Origin of the sequence: Mangrovibacterium marinum, assembly GCF_003046625.1 — a bacterium.
GTDB classification, from domain to species: domain Bacteria; phylum Bacteroidota; class Bacteroidia; order Bacteroidales; family Prolixibacteraceae; genus Mangrovibacterium; species Mangrovibacterium marinum.
The window spans coordinates 23126-46644 of record NZ_QAAD01000020.1; the positions used below are offsets into that span (position 1 = coordinate 23126).

Sequence of the window (23519 nt, forward strand, 5' to 3'; positions counted from 1 at the left end):
TAAATGTAGTTATTTCCCGCCATTGCCCGGGCTGACATCCGACAGCTTATCCACTTTGTGGTTCGAAAAGAAGCCGGAGCTCTGACCATACAATCCGGCTTAAAAAGCGTATTTTAGCAGGAAGCGGTTCTATCGGGCCCAATCGTATCCGAAGAATGTTAGATTTGTAGTTATGAAGCAGTTCACAATCCTAGTTTTTAGTACGCTGTTGGCTTGTTTTGTTGGTGGCTGGCAGCTGTCGGCGCAGCAAAATCCGGACGTCAGTAAAGCGCAACTGGCCAATAAATACTATAACTCCCGGATATATGACAAGGCAGCCGAATTGTACGAACAACTCTACGAAACCACGAAAAGCCCGCATTACTTCGAGTTTTATTTGACTTGTTTAATTGAAAGCGATCAGCTGGAGGTGGCCGAAAAGGAAATTAAGAGAGCCCTGCGGAAAAATGATAATCCGGCCACGTTGTATGTACAATGGGCGGTGCTGCTCAAAAAACAGGGCTTGCCCGAGGAGGCGGATCAAAAACTACAGCAGGCCATTCAGTCGGTTAAGCCTTCGCGAAACGATTATACACGTCTGGCCAATATTTTTCTGAGTAAAGGCGAATATGCCTGTGCCGAACAGCTGTACCTAAAAGCTCCGCAGGTAATGCCCGACGAAAATTTCAACTACGAACTGGGACGCGTGTACCTTTATCAGCGGAACTATAGCCGCATGTTTGCCGTGTATCTGGATCTGATTCGCACCGATGAGAAAAGCTTGCCAAGGATGGAGAGTGCCGTGCAAAGTGCTTTCCGGCTCGATGTCGATCATTCCCTGCGCAAGCAGCTTCAGGCAACGGTGTTGGAACGGATGCAGCGTGAGCCGGAGGTGACGGCCTACAACAGGCTGCTGATATGGTTATTCCTCAGCGAAAAAAAATATGCTTCGGCATTACGTCAGCAAATTGCACTCGACAAGCGCGGGCTGGAGGAGGAGCCGATGATTATGCAGCTGGCGCGCATTGCCGGACAAAACCAAGGCTACAACGACGCGCTGAAAGCTTACGATTACCTGTTGGCAAAGGGCAAAACCAGTTCGTATTGGTATGCGGCAAAACAGGAACGGATGAATTTGCTGTACCAGCAGTACACGGATGGAATGCCGGAAGCTTTGTCGGCTCCCGAGCTGGCTGGCCAGTTTGAGGCTGCACTCGCTGATCTGGGCTTCGAGGCCGGAGCATCGCGACTGATTCTGAATTATTCGCAGTTGCTCACTTTCGGGCTTCAGCAGCCCGATCGGTCCATCGACCTGCTGCTGCGGGCCATGAATATGGAACAGCTGGAAGCTTTCGCAAAGGATGAGCTGAAGACCGCGCTCGCCGATGTGTATGTCTTTACAGGCGATGTTTGGGAAGCCATATTTTTGTATTCTCAGCTTATTGAAGACAATAAAATGAATGAGCTGGGCGATGAGGTTAAGCTGAAAAAGGCCCGACTGGGCTACTACATGGGCGAAATGTCGTGGGCCAAAGCGCAGTTGGATGTGCTGAAAGCCAGTACCTCGAAACTGATTGCCAACGATGCCATGGAGCTGTCGTTGTTTATCGGCAATAACATGAATCTGGATACGACCAGCATCCCGCTGCAACTGTTTGCAAAGGCCGACCTGTTGCTGTTCCGCCATCAACCTGATGCTGCCTGGGCCATGCTCGACAGCCTTCAGCAAGCTTACCCCTTTCACAGCTTGCAGGATGATATCTTGTACCGGAAAGCTTCCATTCGCGAACAGCAGGGGAACTGGAGAGATGCGGCCTTGTGGCTGGAAAAACTGGTTGCCGAATACCCCTGGGACCTGCTGGCCGACGATGCGCTGCTGGAGTTGGGTAATGTATATCGCACAAAGCTGAATGATCCGGAGAAAGCAAAAGCTTACTACCTGAAGTTGCTCGAAGACCACTCGGGAAGTGTGCATGTTGAACAGGCCCGAAAATATTTCCGGGAGTTGAGGGGCGATTTCGATCAGCCTTCGGCCGCTGAAACGACCGGCGATGAAACAAGCAACTAAATGAAAAACCAGAAAACGGCAATCCTTCTGGCGCTGTTGGCCGTGTTGTTGTGGTCGACCGTAGCAACTGCCTTTAAATTGTCATTGAAGGAATTTACTCCCTTTCAGCTGATCTTCGTCGCTTCGGTTGTTTCGCTGGTGTTTTTTATCAGCCTTGTTTTGTTGTCGGGGAAGAGCAAGGAGTTCTGTTCGGTTTCTGCAGGTCAGCTTGGAGCTTCGGCCATTCAAGGCTTTTTGAATCCGTTTTTGTACTACCTCATTTTATTTAAAGCCTATGCCTTAAACCCGGCGCAGGTCACCCAGGCCTTAAATATGGTTTGGCCGGTAACGTTGGCTCTGCTGTCGGTGCCCTTGCTGGGGCAAAAACTGAGCTGGAAAAATTTTGTTGCCATTGGGTTTAGTTTTGCCGGGGTGGTATTCATTGCCTCGCAGGGAGGATGGCACGGTTTTGTCCGCACCAACCTGGCAGGTGCCCTGCTGGCTTTGGCGAGTAGCCTGATCTGGTCGTTCTACTGGATTTTTAGTGCCCGCGATAAACGCGACCGGATGGTGGTGCTGGCCTGGAATTTCATTTTCGGACTGGTCTTCTTGCTGGGATATGCTGTTTTCGAGCCTGCAGCCTTTCATTTTCGCTTCACGGGGCAAGCGTTTTGGGCGGCCTTGTATGTGGGGTTGTTCGAGTTGGGCGTCACTTACGTGATTTGGATTTACGCCCTGCATAAAAGCGAAAACAACGCCGTTACCGGCAATTTTGTATTTCTCTTTCCATTTATTTCACTGCTCTTTATCCACTTCATTTTGCACGAAACCATTTATGCCACTACCTTTGTAGGCTTAAGTTTTATACTTTTAGGCATTCTCATTCAACAAATCCGCTTGCCTTTGTCGCGTATCGGGCAACTATTCAGGCAACGAAACAGTCATTCATGAGTTTAGAAGGAAAACGTATTTTAGGGATCGACCCGGGAACAGTGGTTATGGGCTACGGTTTAATTGAAGTAAAAGACAATAAGCCGCGGGTGTTGCATGTGGGGGTGGTAAAAACGGCCGGTTACAATAATCACTACTTGCGACTGAAGCATATTTTTAACCGGACTCAGGCATTGATTGAAGAATATATGCCCGATGAGCTGGCTGTCGAGTCGCCTTTTTACGGCAAAGATATTCAGGCTATGTTGAAGCTGGGGCGTGCACAGGGCATTATCATGGGCCTGGCGCTGAGCCGCGATATTCCGGTTTTTGAGTATGCTCCGCTGAAGGTGAAACAAGCCATTACCGGTATGGGGCGCGCGGCCAAAGAGCAGGTCGCTTATTTCCTGAAAAATACCCTGAAGGTTGAGGAACTGCCTCCCGAGCTGGATGCTACCGATGCGCTGGCCGTTGCGGTGTGCCACTACCTGCAAATGAAAAATCCGGTGGCTAAAGCAGGCTACAAAAGTTGGGGCGATTTTGTCAAAAAGAACCCCGGCCGGGTGAAGTGATCGGCTGGTTGCTGGTTGCTGGTTGCTGGTTGCTGGTTGCTGGTTACTGGTTACTGGTTGCTGGTTACTAGTTACTGGTTGCTGGTTACTAGTTACTGGTTGCTTGAGTTTTGGACTGTGCACCGATGGACAGGTTGAAGGATTGAAGGATTGAAGGATCGATAACCAATGGCATCTCTAGTCTCACTACTCACTACTCACTACTCACAACTCTTTACTCACTACTCACGACTTCTTAATGACATTGCCGGTTACTTGAGTTTCGGACTTATGCACTGATGGGCAGGTTGAAGGATAGAAGGATTGAAGGATAGAAGGATTGAAGGATTGAAGGATCGAAGGATCGACAACCAATCACATCTCAAGTCTCACTACTCTTTACTCACGACTCACTACTCACGACTTCTTAATGACATTGCTCGTCGCTTGAGATTCGGACTTATGCACCGATGGACAGGATCGAAGGATTGAAGGATTGAAGGATTGAAGGATCGATAACCAATGACATCTCAATTCTCACAACTCTTTACTCACGACTCACGACTCACGACTCATCACGCACGACTCACGGCTCATGACTCACTCAATCCTTGCCTCGTCCAAACAATTCTGCTATTTTCGGGCATCGCAAAAACAAGACAATTATCCGATGGACGTTAAAATTGAAGAAAGCTGGAAAACGATACTAGCCAGCGAATTTGAAAAGCCTTATTTCGAAAAACTGACCGAGTTTGTGCGTGGTGAATATCGCGAGCACACGGTTTTTCCGCCGGCAAATTTAATTTTCAATGCTTTCAACCAATGTCCGTTCGATCGGCTGAAGGTGGTAATTTTGGGCCAGGATCCTTATCACGGACCGGGGCAAGCTCATGGCCTGTGCTTCTCGGTGAACGATGGTGTGGCTTTCCCGCCCAGCTTACGCAATATCTTTAAAGAGCTGAACGACGATGTGGACAAGCCGGTTCCTGCATCCGGAAATCTAACAGGCTGGGCACAGCAGGGTGTGTTGCTGCTGAATGCAACCTTAACGGTGCGTGCCCATCAGGCCGGATCGCACCAGCGGAAAGGTTGGGAGGATTTTACCGATGCCGTCATTCACCGGCTTAACGAACAGAAAGAGCATCTGGTGTTTATCCTCTGGGGTAATTATGCGATCCGCAAAGGAGCGTTTATCGACCGGTCGAAACACCTGGTCCTTACCTCGGTTCATCCGTCGCCGCTGTCAGCCAGCAGGGGTTTCTTCGGCAATAAGCACTTTAGCAAAACCAACGATTTCCTGATTGCACATCAACAAGAGCCCATCAGTTGGTAGGCAGCACCCGGTTGAGGCCGGATTAGTATTCCGAGCCGAAGATTACTTATACAGCAGCGCATACCGATTATGCCGGTGAAAAAGGCTTTGGGGAGGGGTTTATGGTTGTTTGGTAACGCCTTGCGATGCAATAGCGCGGCAGTAGGGGGACTGATTTTTTCTTTAATTCCAGTTAACTATAATCTTGTTTTTATTTCAGTCTTGATTTCTAAAGCCCCTAAAAGTTAATGTAACTTTATCAATGGTATGGTTTGGGTATTCAGCTTGGTAGACCTCCGTTAAATCTTGGGTAAACAGGAAATATTTCCCATTTCCGTCTTCTTCTTCAACTAAATTGTAGTTGAATGTTATGTCGTTGTAATTGAATGACAAATCTGTCAGACCTTCTGTGTCGGTTGATGTAAAACTGCCACTAGATATCTCTTCGGAAGCGTTTTTTAACTGGTATGTGCCGCCTGTTAATGTATTGCTAGCCAGTGTTAATGGGCGGAAGCTTATTGTATACTTTGTTGCTAATTCGTTTTCTATTTCGTTATTGAGAATATCATTATCGGTAGTTATGGTATATGTAGGAGTTTCCAGCGAAATGATGGTGTAGTCTATCGTCGGAACTTTGATATTAAATCCTGCAAGATAGTAGTCGAAGTCATCTCTTCGAAAATTTACAAATACACCAATACCAAAAACACCGGATTTGTTGGTAGAAAAAATATACCGATAATCCTCTTTTTCCTCGAAATTGAATGGGTCAATCCCTGTCTCTGAGTTGTCGATGGAATAGTCCAGCGAATAGTCCAAAACTTTAGACGTGTCAGATATATCGACATACAATAGAAAAGTATCTGCTAAGTTAACAGCTATCGTGTCTTTATCCATAAGCAATTTCTTGCTTACTCCATCTGTCGAGTAGTATACTTCAACGTTGTTAGTATCGTCTTCCGGATCGTCTGGTTCATCTGAGCTTTTAGTACAACTCAATGTGAATATTGGAATTAAAATAAACGGAAAAATTTTGAAAAAAATGTTCATGGCTGCTTGTTTTAAATTTCACATGAAATTACAGATCTTGTTAATATTAGAAAAATAGGTATCTCTAAAACAGAAGCATACTGCCTTTAGGGTAGAGACAGCATGCTTTCGAAAGTTTACGAAGGTTCTATATCGAGTAGAATCTCCATTGCATATTATTTCTGTAATCAGAGTCGTAAGTAAATGTAGTCGGTATTGCAGGGATCCAATAAATAATATCATTGTTAGTAGTGTAAGCAATACCGTAGATGTAAGTCGTGAATTTGTATAGGGAATTCGAGACGATGGTCTCGTAATGATATCCTCTTTGGTCTGTATCATCGGGACTAGATCCCATTATATCTGTGTTCAAAACTTCGGGATAGACGTCATATCCGCCGGTTGAAACAGTTGCCGTTATCGCTCGGCAGGTAATATAGTAATTGCCGGCAGTGAAATTAAAGTTTGATGCCTGGGTGGCATTTATGCTTGCGTAGGCTCCGGTGTAAAGAGTAGAATATGTTGTATATCCCGTAACTACGGTATAAGCATCCTCTGTGCCAATTATTATCGATTTAGTTTGCAATTCAACTGAGGAATCGTTCTCAGAAATAGTCATATTTTCAAAGCCGGGGATTAATCTGTCAATTGGGATTGGTAAATCTGAAGAAGATGTATCAAGCATTGCAATGATACTTTTCATTTCGGACGAAATGTAAGGTTCTGAATCGATACCGGTAACCAGACTTACATGGTCTGATTCTTGTTCGGTTGGGATTACCTGATCTTCATTGTCAGAGCAGGAATACATCACCAAAATAGCCCCAAAAGCTACGGAAATAAGAGTTATTTTTTTTCATGTTTTTTATTTCAATATGTTATTGTATGTTCGATGTATTTGTGACCATGTTTAAATATTACACGATGATAATGGTTCGTCGTGTTTTATTTTCTCATGTTGATTATCATTAGTATGTTGACGTATTTTCAATATTTTGATTATACAATATCGATTATTGCTCCTCCTTTTTATTGGTTGAGATGATTGTTCTACCTGGAGGTACATCTTCCTGTTGGGATATTTTAAGAAGAATGTTGTTCTCAAAATACAAATCGCTCGTTAATATATAGCTATAAGATTCGACATCGACCACTTCTTTATAGGAAAGAATTTCTATTGCATTATTATCCTTTGTGTATGCTTCGACCTTGAATGGGGAACCATATTTAGCTATTATGTAATCCCGATCTACACCTAAATGTTGTGCAACTGATCCTAGGCTTGTCGTCCTGTAACCAGCACAACTAGCAAGAATCAGAAGTGTCAGTATGAAAAAGGTTAGTTTCATGTCTTTTATTTTTTATTTGTAATTGTTACGTCACCATCACTTTGTGATTCAATGACGACTGATGTACATGCTGCTTGTTTTCGTAATAATCGTGAAGTCTTGTAAAAGTATCGTATTTATGATATTATTGCAATGAATGGGAAGTTCTTTGTAAAAAAAATATTTTGTAATTGATATGTGTGGAATATTCCTTGGATGAGCTCCGGGATATTTTCTCGCTCGCGCGCGATTGCATCTCTGCTTTCAGGCGGCAGCGGGGGCGTATTTTGGGGGATGTGTATTATTCGATTTATTCCCTTATATTTGTGGCCTTAATTTACTAGATGACATTTAACGATCTCGGAATCTGTGATTCCATACAAAAAGCACTTCTGGAAGAAGGCTACAACAATCCAACTCCGATTCAGGAACAATCAATACCAACATTGCTAGAAGGAACGGATCTGCTGGCATCGGCGCAAACCGGAACAGGCAAAACTGCAGCTTTTGCGATTCCTATTTTGCAACAGCTTTATCTGAATCCGCCGCAACGTAAAGGCCCGCGGAAGATCAAAGCCCTGGTGATTACGCCGACCCGCGAGTTAGCTATTCAAATAGCGGAGAGTTTTGATACCTACGGAAAATATACCGGCTTGAACAATACCGTTATTTTCGGTGGTGTAAAACAAGAAGCACAAGTAAATGCCCTGCGGCGTGGTGTTGATATTTTGATTGCAACCCCCGGACGCCTGCTCGATTTAATGGATCAGGGATACATTAACCTGAAGAACCTGGCCCATTTTGTGCTCGACGAGGCCGACCGCATGCTCGATATGGGCTTTGTGCACGATATTCGCAAGTTGATCGATCGCCTGCCCCGCGAGCGACAGTCGCTTTTCTTTTCGGCAACCATGCCACCATCGGTGGTCGAGTTGTCGGGTAAGATCCTGGGCAGCCACCCCGACAAGGTGGAAATTAAGCCCGAGCAAACAACTGCCGAACGGGTGGAGCAGTCGATGTACTTTGTGAGCAAAAAGTGGAAACCCAAGTTGTTGCTGCATCTGTTGCAAACCGTCAGCTACGAGTCGGTTATTGTGTTTACACGCACCAAGCACGGAGCCGACAAAGTGGTTCGGATACTGGAAAAATCAGGCATCGTGTCTGCTGCCATTCATGGTAACAAGTCGCAAAATGCCCGGCAAAGAGCATTGAACAACTTCAAAGACGGAAAAATAAAAGTATTGCTGGCAACCGATATCGCTGCGCGCGGAATCGACATCGACCAACTATCGCTGGTGATTAACTTCGACCTGCCGAACATCCCGGAAACCTACGTTCATCGTATCGGTCGCACCGGACGTGCTGTGTCGAGTGGTGCCGCACTGTCGTTTTGCGATGTTGAGGAACGGCCTTATCTGCGCGATATTCAGCGGTTCATTAATCAGCAAATTCCGGTTGTTGCCGATCATCCTTTCCCGGACGACGAGGACGAGGCCTTCGTTGTTAAGCCTTCGGTAAAGAAAAAAATCGCTGCTCAGCCCCGTGACAATCGGGCACAGGCAGCCGGTGACAATCGAAACCGAAATCGAAATAAGCGAAAACCCAATTATCGCGGACGACGCTAAACAAAACAGGCTATCCTAAAAAGGGTAGCCTGTTTTGCTTTTGACAAACTTGCCCGTGGCCAGGCAGTGCCCTTCGCTGGCGCGGGTCTGTGACCCGTGCCTTGCTTTGAAAAAGCAAAAGGTTGCCTCAATGGCAAGGCCTCCGCTGGTAAATCGGTGCCAGCACGGTGATGTTTCCAGCACACTGAGGGCTTCGCTCGAGTGAAACCCTCAGTGTACAAACTGTAAATCGTATCGCGTATTACTTGGTCTGCGGCCGTGCTGTGGTGAGCCTCGCAAAAAACAGCTTCCTTTTGGTACTTCTGCTAAGTAGCTGAACCGGTGTAAAAAGAACACGGCCACCAAATTGGCAGCCGTGTTCTTTTATTTTAGGTGTTGAATGGGTTTTAAATTAATCCCACTTATATACAATCGAGTTGATATTCATTCCTGCACCAACAGAACAAAGAACAATATAATCGCCCTTGTTAATTTGTTGTCCTTCCATATCACCTTTGGCTACAATATCGAGCAGGGTAGGGACGGTTGCTGTCGACGAGTTGCCCAGCTTTTCGATGCTCATGGGCATAATGCCTGCCGGAATTTCTTTTTCCTTATAGAGTTTGAAAACGCCTTTCAGGATGGCTTCGTCCATTTTTTCGTTCGCCTGGTGGATCAAGACCTTCTTCACGTCCTTCAGATGCAATCCGGCTTTGTCCAGGCTGTCTTTTACAACTCCGGGAACATGGCTCAGTGCATAAACATACAAGCGGTGCCCGGCCATTTTAATGTATAAGTCTTCGCCTTCGAAATCGGGATTCAGCGACTTGCCGAAGGTTAGCAGATTGGCATAGGGGTTACAGTCCGAGCGGCTCGAGTGGGCGAGAATTCCCACCGGTTCGTCACTGGCAACAGCTTCGACGATTGTTGCTCCGGCGCCATCCGAGAAGATCATCGAGTCGCGGTCGTGCGGATCGGAGACCCGCGAAAGGGTATCGGAACCAATAACAACGCCGCGTTTAAAGGTCTCGCTGCGGATGTAGGCATCAGCCACAATCATTCCCTGTGTCCAGCCCGGACAGCCGGAGATGACATCGTGGCAGATACAGGCCGGATTTTTAATGTCCAGGTTTCTTTTCACCCGGTTAGCCAGTCCAGGCAGGGTGTCCACGCAGGTTTGGTCGGGATGCACATCGCCAAAGTTGTGACCGAAGATGATAAAATCGAGTGTTTCCGGATCAATACCGGCCGAGTCGCAGGCATCTTTTACCGCGATGGTTGCCAGGTCGGAGTTCATTTGATCGTCGCCAGCCCAACAACGTTCTACGATGTTGGTAATTTCCTGAAACTTGGTGACAATTTCCTCGTTCGATTTTTCGAAAGGTTTGCGGGTTGACGGGTCGTAGAACTCATAGTCTAAAAAATATTCGTTTTTGACCACTTTGGGCGGAATACAGCGACCTGTTCCAATAATTTTGGTGTAAATCTTTTTAGTCATAATGATCAAATTTGCTCCTGCAAATTCCTATTTAATATATCTTTTTAATTCAAAACTTTCGCCATCGAACACACCATACGAAAAGTGATTGATCCAATCGCCCAGGTTGATGTAATGGCTGTTATTTCCAATCGGCAAATTTAACAACAAATGTCGATGTCCGAAAATAAAATAGTCAATCTCTTCATTTTCAAGCACCGACTTTGCAAAAACAAACAGCCCTTCTTTTTCCGGTCCTTTAAAGTCGTCACCCATTCCTTTGTCCAGCCGGCTCTTTTTCGACCAGCCGTGGGCAATGCTGATGGCCAGATTGGGGTGCACACGGGCAAACAACCATTGAAAGAAGCGGTTTGTAAATATCTTTTTCAGAAAATGATAGCCGGTGTCGTAGGGATCCAGTCCATCGCCATGGGCCAGGAAGAACTTCTTGTTGTTGAAGCTGACACGCATTTCGTGGTAATGTACCTGAACCCCCAATTCGGTGGGCAGGTAGTCGAACACCCAAATGTCGTGGTTGCCCGTGAAAAAGTGAACCGGGATGCCCGAGTCGACCAGCTCGGCAATTTTGCCGAGGCTGCGCGTAAAGCCTCGCGGAACAACTTTCCGGTACTCGAACCAATAGTCGAAGATATCGCCCATCAGAAACAAGGCGGCGGCGTCGTGTTTTATTTCATCCAGCCATTGCACAAAGAGCCGTTCGCGTTCAGCATTGTTATTGAGCGCGGGGGCTCCGAGGTGAACATCGGAGATGAAGTATATTTTATTTCGCGGTGCTTTCAATTGTTCTTTCTTTCTTGAAGTGCCGACCAATCAGCCTTCACTTGACGGTAAATTAACAGGAAGTGCTTATTTCAGCAGGTTGCCCAGTAAATTGTTCAGGGCAGGTCCCTTCAAATCTTTAGCAATAATTTTCCCTTCGCGATCCAGCAAGTAGTTGTAGGGGATGCTGCGTACATTATACATGCTAAGTGCCTTGAGGCTTCCTTCCATATCGCCCACATTGGTCCAGCTCAACTTATCCTTTTCAATGGCATCCACCCACTCGTAACGGTTTTCGTCAACCGAGACCTGATAAATTTCGAAGCCTTTATTTTTATATTTCTTGTAAACTTCAACCAAAACGGGGTTCAAAATGCGCGATCCGCGATCCATGGCCGACCAAAACTGCAACAATACATATTTACCTTGCAGCGAGCTTAAGGCAATTTCTTTGCCATCGACGTTGGGCAGAACAATGTCGGGACTGTTAATTCCCTGTGTTTGAATGAAGTTTTTCATTCGCGCGGCCCGTTCTTCCTGCATCAGTTGCAGGGTGTTGGTGTAAAGTGCCTGTACGTGTTCCGATTTCGGGAAAAAAGAGTTTAAGGCCGAAGCAGCAAGTTTTAACGACTGCAGATCCTGAATGACATAAGTCTCGTCGTCGAATTTTTGGTACAAGGCTAAAACGTTGGCCATGGAAAAGGGGTGTTCCGACACAAATTTTTGGGAATATTCAATCTGTGCCTGGCGGATATCGTTGTACTCCTGGGTCCATTTTTCAACTTTGGCCGTCATATTGGCATCGCTGCGGAACGAAATCTGCAGGGTGCGCAGCGAATCGAGCTGGTGTTTGGTGCGGCTCAGATTCTGGTTCAGTTCTTTGACATAGGCAGAACCTTCAGATCCGGATACCGAATATTCGCGCCCAAAGTTGGCGGCATCGCCTTTTACCTTCACCTGCTCGGCCGAGTCGACCAGTAAGGTGATGAAGTTATTTTCACTTAAACGCAGCAGAAAGAACGTTGGGTAACTGACGTTTCCTTCAAAGCTGAAGTCTCCGTTTTTGCTGATTAACACCGAGTCGATCGTTTGGGTTGACGATACCTTTAACTCATCGAGATAAACGTACGAACCTTCAGCATTGCTGATCTGACCTTCGATTTTATACTTTGTAGAATCTTTACATGCAACAATTACTGTTGTCAGAGCTAAGAGTAAAAGACCAAATTTTCTCACGGGTGACATTTTTTTTATTCGAGCGGTAAAAATAATAATTTCAACCTCAATCAGGTATGAAGAAACAATCTTTTGAAACATGAATTTCAGGGGCGGTTGGTCATCTTCGATCCAAAAAATGTATTTTTGGCCAGCCCGAGACAGAAAAGTGAACATGAAGATTTACCGAGATATTAATCAGTTTGATGTAGAGAATCCAATTTTGACCATTGGCTCATTCGATGGTGTCCATCAGGGGCACCTGAAAATAATCGACCGGTTAAAAGAAATTGCCCGTGAGAAAAAGGGAGAAAGCGTCATCTTTACCTTTTATCCGCATCCGCGGCTGGTGTTATTCCCCGAGGAAGGAAATCTACGCTTGTTGACAACGCTGAACGAAAAAATCCGCTTGTTCGAACGTGCCGGCATCGACCATCTGATTATTTTCCCGTTTACAAAGGAGTTTTCGCAACTGACCTATACCGAGTTTGTGAAAAACATCCTGGTGGATACGCTGCACATCCAAACGCTGGTGGTGGGCTACGATCACAAGTTTGGTAAAAACCGGGAAGGCAGCTTCGAGATGCTTCAAGACTTATCGCAGGAGCTGAATTTTCAACTCGAGAAGCTGGATGTGTTGCTGATCGACGATATCAATATCAGCTCGACCAAGGTGCGCAACTCCTTGCAGGAAGGCAATGTGCAGCGCGCCAACCGCTATCTGGGCTATTCGTATACCTTGCACGGAACGGTGGTTGAAGGCCAAAAGCTGGGCCGGAAAATTCAGTTCCCCACGGCCAATGTGCAGGCCTCGGATCCTTATAAGCTGATACCCGGGCATGGCGTTTATGCCGTCTTTGTTCAGGTCGCGGACAGTCGCTTTCGCGGTATGCTGAATATAGGCACACGCCCAACGGTAAATCAGAATGCTGATAACCGAAGTATTGAAGTGCATATTCTGGGCTTCGACGGCAACCTCTACGGCCGCGAAATTGAACTGGAGTTTGTTGAGAAAATCCGCGACGAGCAAAAATTTGCCTCCGTTGATGATCTTCGTTTGCAGCTCGAAAAGGACAAGCAAACCGTACTGAGTCGCTTGCCGGCTTTGTAGTCCCCTCTTTGGCTTGACAACAAATCTGCCGGCAGACCGCCGCTGATTATAGCGGCTTCCTGCCGCGGAGCTTTTTAGCGATCAACTTTCCGGAAGGGCCAATCGGTTTTTTTCTGAATAATACCCGTTTGTGTCGCAGTAAACAAGGGTTTCGTGTCAGCGGATGCATTCGCCATCTTCCTGTAAAAATTACTGGAATTTTTGGCGGAAACAATTATCTTTGCACTCCAAAATTAATTGAGAATGATGACAGTTACAGAGACACAGTTGAAATACAAAGTTGCCGATATTGCCTTGGCCGACTTTGGGCGAAAAGAAATCGAGATCGCTGAAAAAGAAATGCCCGGATTAATGTCGATCCGCAAAAAATATGCTGCTGAGCAACCCTTAAAAGGTGCCCGTATCATGGGATCCCTGCACATGACCATTCAAACAGCCGTGCTGATTGAAACCCTGGTTGAACTTGGGGCTCAGGTGCGTTGGGCCAGCTGTAACATTTTCAGTACGCAGGATCACGCTGCTGCTGCAATTGCTGCTGCCGGTGTTCCTGTTTTTGCCTGGAAAGGCGAAACCCTGGCCGAATACTGGTGGTGTACCGAACGTGCTCTGGACTTTGGTGATGGCCTGGGGCCGAACCTGATTGTGGACGACGGCGGCGATGCCACTATGATGATTCACCGCGGGGTGGAAGCCGAAAAAGACGCGTCAATCCTGGATGAAGAAGTCGATGCCGAAGATGAAATTCAACTCAATAAAATACTGAAACGCATCTTAGCCGAAACACCGAATCGCTGGACCAATTCAGCAAAAGAGATTAAAGGTGTTAGCGAAGAAACAACAACCGGAGTTCACCGTTTGTACCAGATGATGGAAGAAGGGAAGTTGCTGTTCCCTGCAATCAACGTGAACGACTCGGTGACAAAATCGAAATTTGATAACCTGTATGGCTGTCGCGAATCGCTGGCCGATGGGATTAAACGCGCTACCGACGTGATGATTGCCGGTAAGGTGGTGGTTGTTGCCGGATACGGCGATGTTGGTAAAGGTTGTGCCCGCTCGATGCGTGGTTACGGCGCCCGTGTTATTGTAACCGAGATTGACCCGATTTGCGCCCTGCAGGCTGCCATGGAAGGCTTCGAGGTGAAGACTATGGAGGATGCCCTGGACGAAGGAAACATTTATGTAACCACTACCGGAAACAAAGATGTGATCACGGCCGAACAGATGGCAAATATGAAAGATCAAGCCATTGTTTGTAATATCGGTCACTTCGACAACGAAATTCAGGTTGCCCGTTTGGAACGCTGGCCGGGAGTGGTGAAAACCAACATTAAACCACAGGTCGACAAATATACCTACGAGGATGGCCACTCCATTTATATGCTGGCTGAAGGTCGTTTGGTAAACCTGGGATGTGCTACCGGTCACCCGAGCTTTGTGATGAGTAACTCGTTTACCAACCAAACGCTGGCGCAAATTGAATTGTGGAAAAACGATTATGCGTTGGATGTCTATCGCCTGCCGAAGGCTTTGGATGAAGAAGTTGCCCGTTTGCACCTGGAACAAATCGGTGTGAAACTGACCAAATTGTCCAAAGAACAAGCCGCCTATATCGGGGTGAAGCCTGAAGGTCCGTTTAAACCGGAACATTACCGCTATTAAGCATTGATCTTAATCGGATTCACATACAAAAGCAGCTCTCGGGCTGCTTTTTTTTTAAAGTCCCTTCGGGTGATGCGGTTTCCAACCGCATCGGGGATGCCTTAAATGGTGATTCGGTTCCAATCAAAAGCTTGGACTCATTTCGTAGCAAACTTGAGTTAATGGGCGTTGTTCCAAACCCGACTGCTTTTTTTCACTCCTACTTTTGATTAATTCGGAACATTTTGTCCTACCGGACGGGTTTTCATCTTTCAGCAATGACTTTAGCCATTCAATTTGGGTAGCACTAAAGGCAGCACGAAGATTCTCCCGTCCCGTACGGGACGGAATTTCACCCACGGAAATGCCAAAGCTACCCAAATTGCATCCCTCTGGGATTGCAGGAAGCTTTTCGTTTGATTGCCGTCTTGATAAAAATAGGCCAACCGGTTCCCAACTTTTTCTCATTGATCGAAACGCCTTCTTTCTTGTTGATGGTGTTTTAGAACGACAACCCGACAACTTTTGAAAACAACGACAACGCCATCTTCGAAAAATAGTGGACAGTGCATCCCTGTTGATGATTACCCGGGAATCATGAAGGTTTTTTTTATACCTTCAAGGCATGGATAAGCAAAACGAACGAAGAATTGTGGAGCAGTTTATGGTGCTGTTGACCGATTTGCCCAAGGGGAAGTTGCTTGCCGGCGAGTCGCCCGATTTCCTGCTACGGATTAACCGGAAGAAAGCAATCGGTATTGAACTAACCGAGTTGAAGGGACAAAACTTTCTGCAACAATCGGGGCAGTTGCGCAATCCCGAAGAGCTTATTCAGAACCTGACGAAGACCATCGATTCCAAAGAGGAAAAACTGATCATCTACCGGAAAAAGAAACTGCATCGGCTCTGGCTGCTCATTCATCTGGAACAGTTGGAAGACGTTAGCTTTAACTTTCAAAATAAGTTGGATAAGCTCCTTTTCGATTCCGGTTTCGATCGGCTTTTTTTGCTCATCTCGTCCAAAGCCCGGCTGTTTGAACTAAATGCTGCTGCTAGTTTGTAATGTAAAGGTAGTTGCCCGAAGCCGTTGCTCCGTAAAGTCGTAACGACTCACGACTTGAACCGGACATTAACGAGCCCCCATCGAGTAAATTATATTGCGAGCCACACTTGGGGCAGGTTCCTATTCCTCCTTCATCTTCAACAATAACCGAGGCGTCAGCTTCGTAGGGGCAGGCGGCATCGCAAACGCTGTAATCCAGTCCGTTGTAAATAATGAAAATACCACCATAGCCATATTGCTTAAAATAAGTAATTCCCGGAACCTTTAAGCCATTGTAGGTTGTGAAGCTCAGCCGTGCGTCGATGCGAACATAGGGGATTGAAGTCTCCATTTCGTCGGAACATGAAGTCGTTGCACCTGTAATCAAGGCCAGGGCTAAAGTTAATCTCCGGAAATAGGGTTTGAAGCCATTCATTTTTTATACCTTTATAAGCAAAACATATTTCAGCGCAATTTATTTTATTGTTGACAGAAATTACGGTATGGAAGATTATATTTTTATCATTATAGCCTTGGTGTTGTCGGTTATCGGTGCAATGAACAGCTCCAAGAAGAAACGGCAGCAAACCATGGAACAGATGGGCGAGGAGGAAGGCCATGCTCCGCGGTCGGTATTTGAAGAGCTTTTCGACGACGATTTGTTTATGAGCCGTCAGGAGCCAAACACGGTTCCCCCGCCGGTTGAAAGACCTGTTGCGCCGAAAACGAAACCAGCTTCGGAACGCCAGGGCATGCAGGCACCTCCCAAAATGGAATACAAACCCATGGAGCGCGAAGGCCTGGCCAGATCGCACCGCTTGGATCAAAGCCCCTCGGCTGCACCCCAGCTTGAAAAGCTATCGTTGGATGAAGAAGCCAAACTCAGCCCCAAAAAACTCATTCTAAAAGATTTTTCGTTGCGAAAAGCCGTTTTGTACTCCGAAATTTTGAACCGAAAGTACTAGAACATTTTAAGTGACAGTTGTTTAAAGCTGTTTCTAAAACATAGCATTCGCAAATACCAAATATTTTATTTAGCTTTGTGTAAGCAAAGAGTTCCGCAATGCGGAATTCTTTTTTGTTTATAATGAAGTCACACTAAATCAAATAAATTAAAAGAAATGGGAAAGGTGACCTATATCACTCAAGAAGGTTTAAATAAACTGAAAGCAGAGCTTGATCAGTTGATGAACGTTGAACGCCCGGCTATTTCAAAGCAAATTGGTGAAGCCATTGAAAAAGGTGATATTTCGGAAAATGCCGAATATGATGCAGCCAAGGATGCGCAGGGAATGCTGGAAGCGAAAATTGCTGTTTTGCGCGGTAAAATCGCAAACGCACGGATTATCGATGAATCGAAAATCGATACCAGTAGTGTCCAAATTTTGAACAAAGTAACCATCAAGAACCGCAAAAATAACGCAACGATGGTGTATACGATTGTTTCGGAACACGAAGCAGACCTGAAATCAGGTAAGATCTCTATTGAAACTCCGATTGCCAAAGGCTTAATGGGAAAGAAAGTCGGCGATGTGGTCGATATTACCGTTCCCTCGGGAGTGATGCAGTTTGAAATTATCGACATTGCACTTTAAAACAACCAAGTTATGGCTAGTCTGTTTACTCGAATCGTTCAAGGAGAAATCCCGGCCTATAAAGTGGCTGAGGATGACAACTATTTAGCCTTCCTGGATATTTTTCCGGTTGCCAAAGGCCATCTGTTGTGTATCCCGAAGAAAGAAGTTGATTATCTGTTTGATCTGGATGACGAGAGCTATACCGGCCTTCAGTTATTCGCCAAAAAAGTAGCCGTGGGTTTGAAAAAAGCAATCCCCTGCGCAAAAGTTGGCGTTATGGTACTCGGTCTGGAAGTACCCCATGCACACATTCATCTGGTGCCCATGCAAAATGAAGCCGATTTGCTCAACTTCGCGGATAAAAAGAAATTTACCCCCGATCAGTTTGAAGCAATAGCAGCTTTAATTGCTGAAAATATTGAATTATAATTTGTTGAAACCATCAGTGTAAACTGGTGGTTTTTTTGTCTCAACCATTTCTTGCAAATTCCAAATTCCCGACAACGGAGTTTGGAATTTGTTTTTGTAAGCGCCATTCGTTGTCGGGGCTTTTCGCTTGCAGCAGTTCTTTATACCTTTATCCTAAAATTGAAGCGATGGAAATTGTCTTTTTACTGGCCGGCGCGGCCATTGGTTATGTGCTTTGTTTTTTTAGAACGAAGGCCGGGCAGGCCTCTGCGGAATCGCTCCGTTTGGCAGCACAAACCGAGTACGAAAAAGTGAAAGCTCAGCTCGATGAACGGGTCTCGAACCTGAGCGCCGAAAGAGAACGACTCAGCCAACGCCTGGAGGTTGCACTACTGGATAACCACCAGAAAGGCGAACAGCTGGCCAAAGCCGGGGTGGAGCTGGCCAACCTGCGCGAGAAACTCATCCTTCAGATGCAGGAAATGGAAGAACTTCAGAAGAAATTCACAACCCAGTTCGAGAATATTGCACACAAAATATTGAAGCAGAACTCGCAGGAGTTTACGCAGGTGAATCAGAAAAATATCAGCGAAATCTTAAATCCCTTGCGCGAGAAGATTCAGCTTTTCGAAAAGAAGGTGGAGGATACGTACGAAAAGGGCTTAAAAGACCAGACCGACCTGAGGGCCGAACTGAAGAAACTGCACGAGCTGAATATACGCATCAGCGACGAGGCCAATAACCTGACCAAGGCGCTGAAAGGCGATGTGAAAAAACAGGGCAACTGGGGTGAAGTGATTCTGGAAAAAGTCCTCGAACGCTCGGGCCTGAAAGAAGGGCAGGAGTACAGCAAGCAGTTTAGCACAGTCAACGATAATGGTCAGCGCATTCAACCCGATGTGGTGATTAACCTGCCCGACCAAAAGCATATTATTGTCGACTCGAAAGTGTCGCTGGTGGCCTACGAACGTTGGGTGAATGCCAGCAACGACGACGATCGCGCTCGCTATATGAAAGACCACCTGCTGAGCCTGAAAACCCATGTCAAAGGATTGAGCGAGAAACACTATCAGGCGGCAAAGGACATCAACAGCCCCGATTTTGTGCTCTTGTTTGTTCCCATCGAATCGTCGTTCAGCGTGGCCATCGAGGCCGATCAGGAGTTGTTCTCCTATGCCTGGGATAATAAGGTGGTCATTGTTACGCCTTCAACCTTGCTGGCCACTTTGCGCACCATTGCTTCCATTTGGCAGCAGGAAAACCAAACGCGCAATGCCATCGAGATTGCCCGGCAGGGAGGAGCCCTGTACGACAAGTTTGTCAACTTTGTTGGCGACCTCGAAAAAGTAGGCAACAACCTGGAGCAAACCCGCAAAAACTACGATGCCGCGATGAATAAACTGAACGACGGACGCGGCAACCTGGTTCGCTCAGCCGAAAAGCTGCGCGAACTGGGCGCCAAAACCACCAAGGAATTACCGGTAAAATATCTGGATGAGTAAGAATAATTCAGTAAAAATGTGTGATTTAATCTATTGATATTGTTTTTTGTTAGCTTTGGTAACTATCATTAATTATTGTAAGATCGAATAGTTGTTATTTATGAAGATCCGGAAACTAGCATTTGAAAACTTCAGAGGAAAGGAAGAATTGACCTTGTCCTTAGGGGCGAGGTTGAGTTTATTTATCGGCGAAAACGGAGCCGGGAAAACGACTGTGCTTGATGGATTGGCTATTGGTTTAGGTGCAGCCTTAACCCATTTGCCCGAAGTATCTGGGATAACTTTTAGTAAGACAGATCTTCGTCAGAGGCATAACCAACTGGCGCCCTATGTTCGGGTACGAATCGATGCTTTTGAGGGCATTTCCTGGGATCGAACACTAAAAAGAGATAAAAGCAAAGCAACTGCTGCACAGGTGCCAGCCGGTGTTGGCTTAAAACAATTGACACAATATTTAGATTCGAAAGTCATAAACCCCTACAATGACCAACAAGATTTTGTCTTGCCGGTTTTCGCCTACTATGGGGTTAGTCGGGCATTGTTGGAGGTGCCCTTGCGTAGAAGAGGATTTCCTAAAGCTCACTTCCGGTTTGAAGCATTAAATAATTCGCTGAATGCGGTTTCTCGATTTAAATCCGCATTTATATGGTTCTATAATAAGGAAAACGAAGAGCAACGGAAGCAGAAAGAATTACGTTCCTTCGATTTTACATTACCCGAGTTGAATGCAGTACGTCATGCAATTACAACGATGTTTCCCGGAGTAACGGAGCCTCACATCATGTTAAATCCGTTGCGTTTTGCGGTTCGACTGAATGGCGAACTCTTGGATATTAATCAGCTTAGTGATGGTTATAAAACGCTGTTGTCTTTAGTGATTGATTTGGCATCCCGGATGGCTTTGGCCAATCCAACTTTGGAAAATCCATTAAGTTCTCCGGCTGTGGTATTAATTGACGAGGTTGATCTTCACCTTCATCCGGAATGGCAACGCCGCGTTATAGGGGATTTACTAAGGGTTTTCTCCAATACGCAGTTTATTTTAACAACACATAGCCCCTATATTGTAGAGTCGATAAATAATCACCTTCAAAAATCACATATCGAAGGGATGGCTTATGAAAATCCGTTGATAGATGAAATAATCCCGGTTTCCCCTACCGATGTTGTTGCGTATTTTATGGCAGAGGATAAGCTTGAAGCGATAATGGATCCGGAGGTTCAGCTGATCGATGATAAGTTGATATATCCATTTAATACGCTGTCGGAGGTGTACGATTTGATGAGGGATGTGCAATGGGAGAATAAGACCAATGATTGAGACAGGCCGTTTTAAACCGTGCGAATGTGTTAGGCGCCATGAACCAAACAAACTCTGCGACGGGGCGTTGACCCTCCAAGAGAAAGGGAAAAAAGTGACCTTATCGTTAAAACAAGGTGAACAAGGGAAGGCTCTTGTTATTGACGGTTGTATTTGTGCCGATAAAAGTAAAAAATGTGATGGCGTTTTTCTTTACAAGCGCGGTCCTAAAAAATGGATTGCCTTGGTTGAATTAAAAGGGAGCCATTTAGATGATGCTTTTGGCCAGTTAGATCAGATGCGAAATCGGGACGAATATAACGAGTTAATCGACCTGTTTAGGAATGGAGAGAATTACCCGATTAAAAGGGCATTCTTTGTCATTTCAAACCATATCTTTTCCAAACCAGAGATTCAAAAACTGGAAAATGCCTTCCAGTTCCGGTTAACGAAGGTTCTTCACAGTGAAGCCACACGAAGAATCCCCGATCTAAGAGATTATTTGAGGTAAATTTGTCTCACCACTCGCTGGTTTTCGACTTCGAGTAATCTGCCATTCTCAGGGCCCGCTTCATTTTGGTGCTGGGCCTGAAACTGATTTCTGTTCCTTTGATCAGGCGGTAGCCATCGGTGCGGGGCTCCGGCGCTCCTTCACTCTTCAGGTTCAGGCTCAAAATGCCCAGCTCGCCCAGCTCAATGCTGTTGTTATGAAGCAACAAGTCCGGAATTAGATCGACCAGGCCCACCAGGGTCGCCACAATGTCGCCCCGGCTCAGCGACGACTGTTTCTCCAGCTTGTCGGCCAGACCGTCGAGGTCTATTTTGCGGCGTTCGCACGCTCGTGCGTAGTACTTATACTGTCCGCCACCTTTTACTCCCGGACGTGATTGCTTTACAATGCGGTATTTGACACTCATTTCTTCAGCAGGTTTTAAACGATTAATAACCATGAAATATAGTTTTAATACGTATGAAAATAAATTTTGATACGTATGAAAAAATATTCTAATAGCTATCAAAATTCTTTTTAATAGGTATTAAAATAGTAATACCTGCTGAAAGAACCGTCGTCTGCTGCTTACAGATGATGTCGCAGCTGCTGTTGTTAAGGCATACTTATGCGGGGAGATCTCGGTTTGATCTCCATTGTTTTTCAACATAAACCTTCAGCGCAAGGTTGAAATTACCATGGTCAATGTCGATCGAAGGTAGAAGGGGCTTCAAGCTTATAACGCGTTTCCGGCTCAATTCATTTGCGAATGGGGCTTAGTGCTCAAACAGACTATGGTCGAACTGGTCGTGTTGGTCGAAGCAGCGGCGGATGGCAAACAACAATTGCAGCAGGATGCTGGCCAGGCCGGTGAAGAAGATAATCAGCATCACCATAATTTGGTATTTCACCGCCAGCGACGGGTCGGAACCACCCAGAATTTGTCCGGTCATCACACCGGGGAGCGATACCAGGCCGACTGTAGCCATGGTTGCCATATTGGGTGCCATGGCTGTGCGCACCGCTTCTTTAAAAAACGGTTGAAGGGCCTCGCGCCGGCTCGCACCGGCAGCCAATAGGTATTGGTACACCTTTTCCTGTGTTTTTACCTGGTTGAAAAAGCTTTTTAAAGCAACAATGTTCGATTTCAGAATATTGCCCAGCATCATGCCGGCGATGGGAATGAAAATATTGGCCTGGAAGATATTGCTGAGCCGGGTGACAAACAGGTTGAAATAAATCAGGGTAAACAGCGTTGGCAACAACATGGCCACAAAGGTCGACCACAGGAAGCGACGCAGCCGCATAGCCGAATTTTTGATGCCCGACAGTGCGGCGAAGAACACCATCATAAATACATAAGCGATGTTGACCAGGGGATTGTCGAGCTTGAAGATGTAAATAAGGTAGACGGCAACAAAGCCCAGTTGCAGCAGCATTCGGCCAACAGCCAGCAGCAGCTTTTTGTTGAAGCCCAGCTTGAGCTGCCACACCACAAGCATGACCGGAGCAAGCAGTAGCAAGCCTGCAATTATTCCGCCGATGCTGATGTCGGGCGTATTCATCGGTTCAGGTTTTTGATTAAACGGATGGGCTCGGTCTGCCACTCCGGATCGTGGCTGCAGCAGATCACCGTTTTGTCGCATTGGGCAATGTAATCGACAAAATAGCGCTTCATTGGCTCGTCCAGTGCCGATGTGGGCTCGTCGAGCAAAAGCACTGGCCGATCCAGCAACATGAGCAGTGCCCAGCCCAGGCGCTGCCGTTCGCCGCCCGAGATGTTGGCTGTGTTCTTTTGAAGAATGTCGTCGCCAAGCTTCAGTTCGCGGGCCTTCTGCAGTAATAGATCTCTGGAATAGGGAAGCTGTTTGTTGGCGGTGTATTGAAAAATTTCGTGGAAAACAGCTTCAACCTTGCCGTTCGGAAAGTCGATTCCCTGACTCAGATAGGCCAGCTGACTGCGTATTTCACGCATATTTTCGGGTTTTACCGGCAGTCGGTTAAAGTTGATTTGTCCGGTATCGGGCTCCAGGAAGCCAAGCAGTAATTTGAGCAAGGACGATTTGCCACTTCCCGAGGGAGCGGCTATCACCACCTTTTCGCCTTGGGCGATGGTCAGGTTGAACTGGCGGAGCAATTGCTTATTCCCCAATCTCAGGGATACGTTTTTGAAGCGGATCATGAAGAATAAGTTAG

Annotated in this window: 24 protein-coding genes; 14 read left to right on the forward strand and 10 right to left on the reverse strand. The window is 46.2% G+C overall.

The features are described from left to right. The first annotated feature begins 172 nt into the window (after positions 1–172). The 4 genes from C8N47_RS15245 (at position 173) to ung (ending at position 4840) form a co-directional block, all read left to right on the forward strand. Complete coding sequence (locus C8N47_RS15245; protein ID WP_107823433.1) at positions 173–2047, forward strand: tetratricopeptide repeat protein; 1875 nt, start codon at positions 173–175, stop codon at positions 2045–2047. Then, positions 2048–2977, forward strand: a complete 930-nt coding sequence (locus tag C8N47_RS15250; protein WP_107823434.1) for a DMT family transporter — start codon at positions 2048–2050, stop codon at positions 2975–2977. It abuts the gene before it with no gap. After that, on the forward strand, positions 2974–3528 hold the full coding sequence (gene ruvC, locus C8N47_RS15255; protein WP_107823435.1) for a crossover junction endodeoxyribonuclease RuvC: 555 nt from the start codon (positions 2974–2976) through the stop codon (positions 3526–3528). The genes C8N47_RS15250 and ruvC overlap by 4 nt, the downstream gene beginning before the upstream one ends. Before the next feature lie 649 nt (positions 3529–4177). Further along, positions 4178–4840: a uracil-DNA glycosylase gene (gene ung / locus C8N47_RS15260; protein WP_107823436.1), complete on the forward strand. Its 663-nt coding sequence runs from the start codon at positions 4178–4180 to the stop codon at positions 4838–4840. 195 nt (positions 4841–5035) lie between these two features. Here the strand turns inward: ung and C8N47_RS15265 are convergent, their stop codons facing one another. The 3 genes from C8N47_RS15265 to C8N47_RS15275 form a co-directional block, all read right to left on the reverse strand. Then, positions 5036–5869 carry a hypothetical protein gene (locus C8N47_RS15265; RefSeq protein WP_107823437.1) on the reverse strand — a complete coding sequence of 278 codons (834 nt, stop codon included), beginning with the start codon at positions 5867–5869 and terminating at the stop codon, positions 5036–5038. A 127-nt stretch (positions 5870–5996) separates the two neighbouring features. Continuing rightward, complete coding sequence (locus tag C8N47_RS15270) at positions 5997–6551, reverse strand: hypothetical protein (RefSeq protein WP_146161547.1); 555 nt, start codon at positions 6549–6551, stop codon at positions 5997–5999. A gap of 310 nt (positions 6552–6861) precedes the next feature. Then, entirely contained in the window at positions 6862–7197 is a 336-nt protein-coding gene (locus C8N47_RS15275) for a hypothetical protein (protein WP_107823439.1), read from the reverse strand. A 323-nt stretch (positions 7198–7520) separates the two neighbouring features. On the opposite strand from C8N47_RS15275, the gene C8N47_RS15280 reads away from it, so the two are divergent. Beyond that, positions 7521–8801, forward strand: a complete 1281-nt coding sequence (locus tag C8N47_RS15280) for a DEAD/DEAH box helicase (RefSeq protein ID WP_107823440.1) — start codon at positions 7521–7523, stop codon at positions 8799–8801. Between the two features lie 391 nt (positions 8802–9192). Here the strand turns inward: C8N47_RS15280 and C8N47_RS15285 are convergent, their stop codons facing one another. The 3 genes from C8N47_RS15285 to C8N47_RS15295 form a co-directional block, all read right to left on the reverse strand. Then, positions 9193–10278: a 3-oxoacyl-ACP synthase III family protein gene (locus tag C8N47_RS15285; RefSeq protein ID WP_107823441.1), complete on the reverse strand. Its 1086-nt coding sequence runs from the start codon at positions 10276–10278 to the stop codon at positions 9193–9195. A gap of 27 nt (positions 10279–10305) precedes the next feature. Then, positions 10306–11058: a UDP-2,3-diacylglucosamine diphosphatase gene (locus C8N47_RS15290; RefSeq protein WP_107823442.1), complete on the reverse strand. Its 753-nt coding sequence runs from the start codon at positions 11056–11058 to the stop codon at positions 10306–10308. A gap of 66 nt (positions 11059–11124) precedes the next feature. Continuing rightward, positions 11125–12273, reverse strand: a complete 1149-nt coding sequence (locus tag C8N47_RS15295) for a TlpA disulfide reductase family protein (RefSeq protein ID WP_170111418.1) — start codon at positions 12271–12273, stop codon at positions 11125–11127. Between the two features lie 154 nt (positions 12274–12427). Between C8N47_RS15295 and C8N47_RS15300 the strand changes: the two genes are divergently transcribed. The 3 genes from C8N47_RS15300 to C8N47_RS15310 all read left to right on the forward strand — a co-directional run bounded on the left by C8N47_RS15300 (position 12428) and on the right by C8N47_RS15310 (position 16067). Continuing rightward, entirely contained in the window at positions 12428–13363 is a 936-nt protein-coding gene (locus C8N47_RS15300) for a bifunctional riboflavin kinase/FAD synthetase (protein ID WP_107823444.1), read from the forward strand. A gap of 243 nt (positions 13364–13606) precedes the next feature. Then, positions 13607–15025, forward strand: a complete 1419-nt coding sequence (ahcY, locus tag C8N47_RS15305; protein ID WP_211316170.1) for an adenosylhomocysteinase — start codon at positions 13607–13609, stop codon at positions 15023–15025. Positions 15026–15629: 604 nt separating this feature from the next. Then, positions 15630–16067: a hypothetical protein gene (locus tag C8N47_RS15310; protein ID WP_107823445.1), complete on the forward strand. Its 438-nt coding sequence runs from the start codon at positions 15630–15632 to the stop codon at positions 16065–16067. Here C8N47_RS15310 and C8N47_RS15315 read toward each other — a convergent pair. Beyond that, entirely contained in the window at positions 16057–16482 is a 426-nt protein-coding gene (locus C8N47_RS15315; RefSeq protein ID WP_107823446.1) for a Rieske (2Fe-2S) protein, read from the reverse strand. The two genes, C8N47_RS15310 and C8N47_RS15315, sit on opposite strands and share 11 nt — an antisense overlap. A 67-nt stretch (positions 16483–16549) precedes the next feature. On the opposite strand from C8N47_RS15315, the gene C8N47_RS15320 reads away from it, so the two are divergent. From C8N47_RS15320 to C8N47_RS15345, 6 genes are all read left to right on the forward strand, one after another. Continuing rightward, positions 16550–17011: a hypothetical protein gene (locus tag C8N47_RS15320; protein ID WP_107823447.1), complete on the forward strand. Its 462-nt coding sequence runs from the start codon at positions 16550–16552 to the stop codon at positions 17009–17011. Positions 17012–17167: 156 nt separating this feature from the next. After that, positions 17168–17641, forward strand: a complete 474-nt coding sequence (greA, locus tag C8N47_RS15325) for a transcription elongation factor GreA (protein WP_107823448.1) — start codon at positions 17168–17170, stop codon at positions 17639–17641. A 12-nt stretch (positions 17642–17653) separates the two neighbouring features. Further along, positions 17654–18052, forward strand: coding sequence for an HIT family protein (locus tag C8N47_RS15330; protein ID WP_107823449.1), 399 nt, complete (start codon positions 17654–17656; stop codon positions 18050–18052). A 167-nt stretch (positions 18053–18219) separates the two neighbouring features. Next, positions 18220–19533 carry a DNA recombination protein RmuC gene (locus C8N47_RS15335; RefSeq protein ID WP_107823450.1) on the forward strand — a complete coding sequence of 438 codons (1314 nt, stop codon included), beginning with the start codon at positions 18220–18222 and terminating at the stop codon, positions 19531–19533. A gap of 100 nt (positions 19534–19633) precedes the next feature. Further along, entirely contained in the window at positions 19634–20854 is a 1221-nt protein-coding gene (locus tag C8N47_RS15340) for an AAA family ATPase (protein WP_107823451.1), read from the forward strand. Next, positions 20847–21344: a hypothetical protein gene (locus C8N47_RS15345; RefSeq protein WP_107823452.1), complete on the forward strand. Its 498-nt coding sequence runs from the start codon at positions 20847–20849 to the stop codon at positions 21342–21344. Before C8N47_RS15340 ends, C8N47_RS15345 begins: the two co-directional genes overlap by 8 nt. Positions 21345–21351: 7 nt before the next feature. Here C8N47_RS15345 and C8N47_RS15350 read toward each other — a convergent pair whose 3' ends face one another. The 3 genes from C8N47_RS15350 to C8N47_RS15360 all read right to left on the reverse strand — a co-directional run bounded on the left by C8N47_RS15350 (position 21352) and on the right by C8N47_RS15360 (position 23505). Then, the gene (locus tag C8N47_RS15350; RefSeq protein WP_107823453.1) at positions 21352–21783 is read right to left on the reverse strand and encodes an HU family DNA-binding protein; all 432 of its coding nucleotides are present in this window, start codon (positions 21781–21783) and stop codon (positions 21352–21354) included. Between the two features lie 316 nt (positions 21784–22099). Next, positions 22100–22888 carry an ABC transporter permease gene (locus C8N47_RS15355; protein ID WP_170111419.1) on the reverse strand — a complete coding sequence of 263 codons (789 nt, stop codon included), beginning with the start codon at positions 22886–22888 and terminating at the stop codon, positions 22100–22102. Next, on the reverse strand, positions 22885–23505 hold the full coding sequence (locus C8N47_RS15360) for an ATP-binding cassette domain-containing protein (protein WP_107823455.1): 621 nt from the start codon (positions 23503–23505) through the stop codon (positions 22885–22887). Before C8N47_RS15360 ends, C8N47_RS15355 begins: the two co-directional genes overlap by 4 nt. Between the last annotated feature and the right edge of the window lie 14 nt (positions 23506–23519).